The sequence below is a fragment of the Mycetocola sp. genome (assembly GCF_046716805.1).
In the GTDB taxonomy this organism is placed as follows: domain Bacteria; phylum Actinomycetota; class Actinomycetes; order Actinomycetales; family Microbacteriaceae; genus Mycetocola_A.
In genome coordinates, this window is the sequence record NZ_JBKJWH010000137.1 from 1 (window position 1) to 3,123 (window position 3,123).

The following is a 3,123-nucleotide window of genomic DNA, read 5'->3' on the forward strand; positions in this document are numbered from 1 at the left end:
GACACTGGGAAGGCGACCTGATCACCGGCGCCGGGAACGCCTCAGCGATCGGCACCCTGGTCGAACGAACAACCGGGTTCGTGATGCTGCTGCACCTCCCCGAGCGACACGGCGCCGTCGAGGTTCGGGATCAGATGATCACCGCGATCGGCAAGATGCCCGCCCAGATCCGAAAAACCGTCACCTGGGATCAGGGCATCGAGATGGCCAAACACAAAGAGATCACCATCGCGACCGGTGTCGATATCTACTTCTGCGACCCGCACTCGCCCTGGCAGCGCGGCTCGAACGAGAACACCAACGGGCTGCTGCGCCAGTATTTCCCGAAGGGCACCGACCTCTCCGGTTACCACCCCGAGTATCTCGAGTTCGTCGCCGACAAACTCAACGACCGGCCCCGCAAACGCCTCGACGCAGCCACCCCACGAGAAGCCCTCCAGCAGCTACTCTCGGAACCACCACAAGGCTGTGTTGCATCGACCACTTGAATCCACCCCCGGCGCGCCGCGTGTTTCCGTCCGGACCGAGTGACTTCGCGGGAGCGGGGGAGCGTCGGGCGCGACGGTGCTGTGTCCGGGCGCTGGCCTGCGGCTCGCCCGTCGCCGCGAGCCGATCTGGCTCGCGTGTCGGTGAAGCGGAACCAGAACACCCGTTCCGGACCGGCACATGCGGTGCGCCGGGTGTTTTTGTCCGCAGCGGGTGAATTCGCGCGGTTACAGGCGCCCGGCCGCCTTGAGGGCGAGGTACCGGTCCGCGAGGGCCGGCGGCAGGTCGGCTGGCGACGCGGTGACGACCTCGGCACCCAACTGCCGGATGGCTCCCGAGACCCGGGCGATGTCGAGCAACGAACGCTCAGCTGCGGCAGCCAGGTACACCTCGTCCCGGTTGCCGCGTTGCCGGCTCGCCGCGAGGGTCGCCGGGTCGGTGACGGATGCGACGACCACGGTGTGCCGCTTCGTCAGCTGGGGGAGCATCGACAGTAGCGCGGTCGACGCGCCGGGCGCATCGATCGAGGTGAGGAGAACGACGAGGGAACGCTGGCTGGTGACACCGCGCACGAGCGCGGGTACCGCCGTCCAGTCCATCTCCAGGAGCTCAGGCTCGACGGAGGCCAGGGCATCGACCATCTTCGCCATCAGGTCAGCGCCCGTCGCCCCCTGCACCCGGGCGCGCATCCGCCGGTCATAGGCGAGGAGGTCGACGCGGTCGCCGGCACGCGTGGCCAGCGCGGCGAGGAGCAGGGACGCTTCAAACGCGGTGTCGAGCCTGGGCTCATCGGCGATCCTCGCGGCCGAGGTCCTGGCGGTGTCGAGAACGAGAACGACGCGGCGGTCACGCTCGGGCCGCCACGTTCGCACGACCACATCGCGGCGCCGCGCGGTGGCTCTCCAGTCGATCGACCTGACGTCATCGCCGCGGACGTACTCGCGCAGGGAATCGAATTCGGTGCCCTGGCCGCGCACCATCACGCTCGTCGCCCCGTCCAGTTCGCGGAGCCGGGCCAGGCGGGACGGCAAGTGCTTGCGGGCGTGAAAAGGAGGAAGCACCCGGATGCGGCCGGGGCTTTTCAGGGTGGCCTGCCTGGCCCACAACCCCAGGGGGCCGAACGAGCGCACGGTGACGAGCTCGACGCGTCGTTCCCCTCGCCGGAACGGGGTGAGCGGAACGGTGATGAGCCGGCGCTCACCGGCGGGGATGGTGACCCGGGTGCGTGTCACCGACGCGCCGGCTGACGGCTGCCAGGCGTCACGGACCACGCCGCGGAGGGTGCGCCTGCCGGGGTTCGCCAGGTAAAGCTCGCTTGCGACCGTCTCACCGAGCCGGGTTCGCGCCGGCAGCGATCTCGACGGCACCAGGACACGGGGAGACGCCGCCAGCACGATGTCGAGGATCCCGAACGCGATCGCGAAGAGCAGCCAGCAGCCCAGCACGAGGCCGGGCTCGCCGGTGGCCGTACCGATGACGATCACCGGCACAATGCCGAACGCGACCAGCGCGACGAATCTCCCCGAAACCGTCATCTAGATCGGCACCTGCACCTGCTGCATGATCGAGCGCAGAATGGCGTCTGAGGCAACACCCTCGAGTTCCGCCTCCGGACGCAACACCAGCCGGTGCCGCCAGACCGGGAGCAGCATCGCCTGCACATGGTCGGGGGTGACCCAGGCGTAGCCGCTGAGCCACGCCCACGCCTTCGCGGCGGACAGGAGGGCTGTGGTGCCGCGGGGGCTGACGCCCATCCGCACAGACGGGCTGCGCCTCGTCGCCCGAGCGAGATCGACGATGTAACTGAGGACGTCCGGGCTGACGCCGGTGCCGGCCGCGGCGACCTGCGCCTCGGCCAGGTCCGCCGCGCCGAGCACGGCGGTGACCCCGGCGCCGGCGAGGTCGCGGGGGTTGAAGCCGGCGGAGTGCCGGCGCAACACCTCGACCTCGATGTCCCGCTCCGGGATGTCGAGGACGAGTTTGAGCAGGAACCGGTCCAGCTGGGCCTCCGGCAGCGTGTAGGTGCCTTCGTACTCGATCGGGTTCATGGTCGCTGCCACGACGAAAGGCTCAGGCAGCGGCTGGGTGACGCCGTCCGTGGAGACCTGGCGTTCCTCCATCGCTTCGAGCAACGATGACTGGGTCTTCGGCGGGGTCCGGTTGATCTCATCCGCCAGCAGGATGTTCGTGAAGACCGGGCCACGTCGGAACTCGAACTCGCCGGTTTTCGCGTCGTAGACGAGAGAACCGGTCACATCACCCGGCATGAGGTCAGGTGTGAATTGCACCCGCTTGGTGTCGAGGTCGAGAGCCTGGCTGAGTGTGCGCACCAGAAGCGTCTTCGCAACGCCCGGGACGCCTTCGAGCAGCACATGTCCCTTGGCGAGGAGTGCGACGATCAGCCCGGTCACCGCGGGTTCCTGGCCGACGACGGCTTTGCCGACCTCTCGCCGTACCTGCACCAGCTTCGCCCGCAGTTCCGCGTTCCGCGGGGATTCGACCTGGGCCGGATCGCTCCGCGCCGAGGGTCCGTCCTGCCGCCCCTGCGCTGACGGTCGGGACGCCGGAGTGCTCTGCGGTGCACCCTCTCCCTGCGAATAGCCCTGCGGATAGCCCTGCGCTTGCTGGGCGCTCTGC

3 protein-coding genes are annotated in these 3,123 nt (G+C 69.0%); 1 reads left to right on the forward strand and 2 read right to left on the reverse strand.

From position 1 onward, the window contains the following. On the forward strand, nucleotides 1-488 hold a 488-nt coding region (locus ACLQ62_RS10935), incomplete at its 5' end, for an IS30 family transposase (RefSeq protein ID WP_411721666.1). A 225-nt stretch (nucleotides 489-713) separates the two neighbouring features. Here the strand turns inward: ACLQ62_RS10935 and ACLQ62_RS10940 are convergent. Together ACLQ62_RS10940 and ACLQ62_RS10945 are read right to left on the reverse strand one after the other, a co-directional pair. Further along, nucleotides 714-2,021 (reverse strand): DUF58 domain-containing protein, encoded by a 1,308-nt coding sequence (locus tag ACLQ62_RS10940; protein ID WP_411721667.1) that lies wholly within the window; start codon nucleotides 2,019-2,021, stop codon nucleotides 714-716. Continuing rightward, nucleotides 2,022-2,963, reverse strand: coding sequence for an AAA family ATPase (locus ACLQ62_RS10945; RefSeq protein WP_411721668.1), 942 nt, complete (start codon nucleotides 2,961-2,963; stop codon nucleotides 2,022-2,024). Nucleotides 2,964-3,123 lie beyond the last annotated feature (160 nt).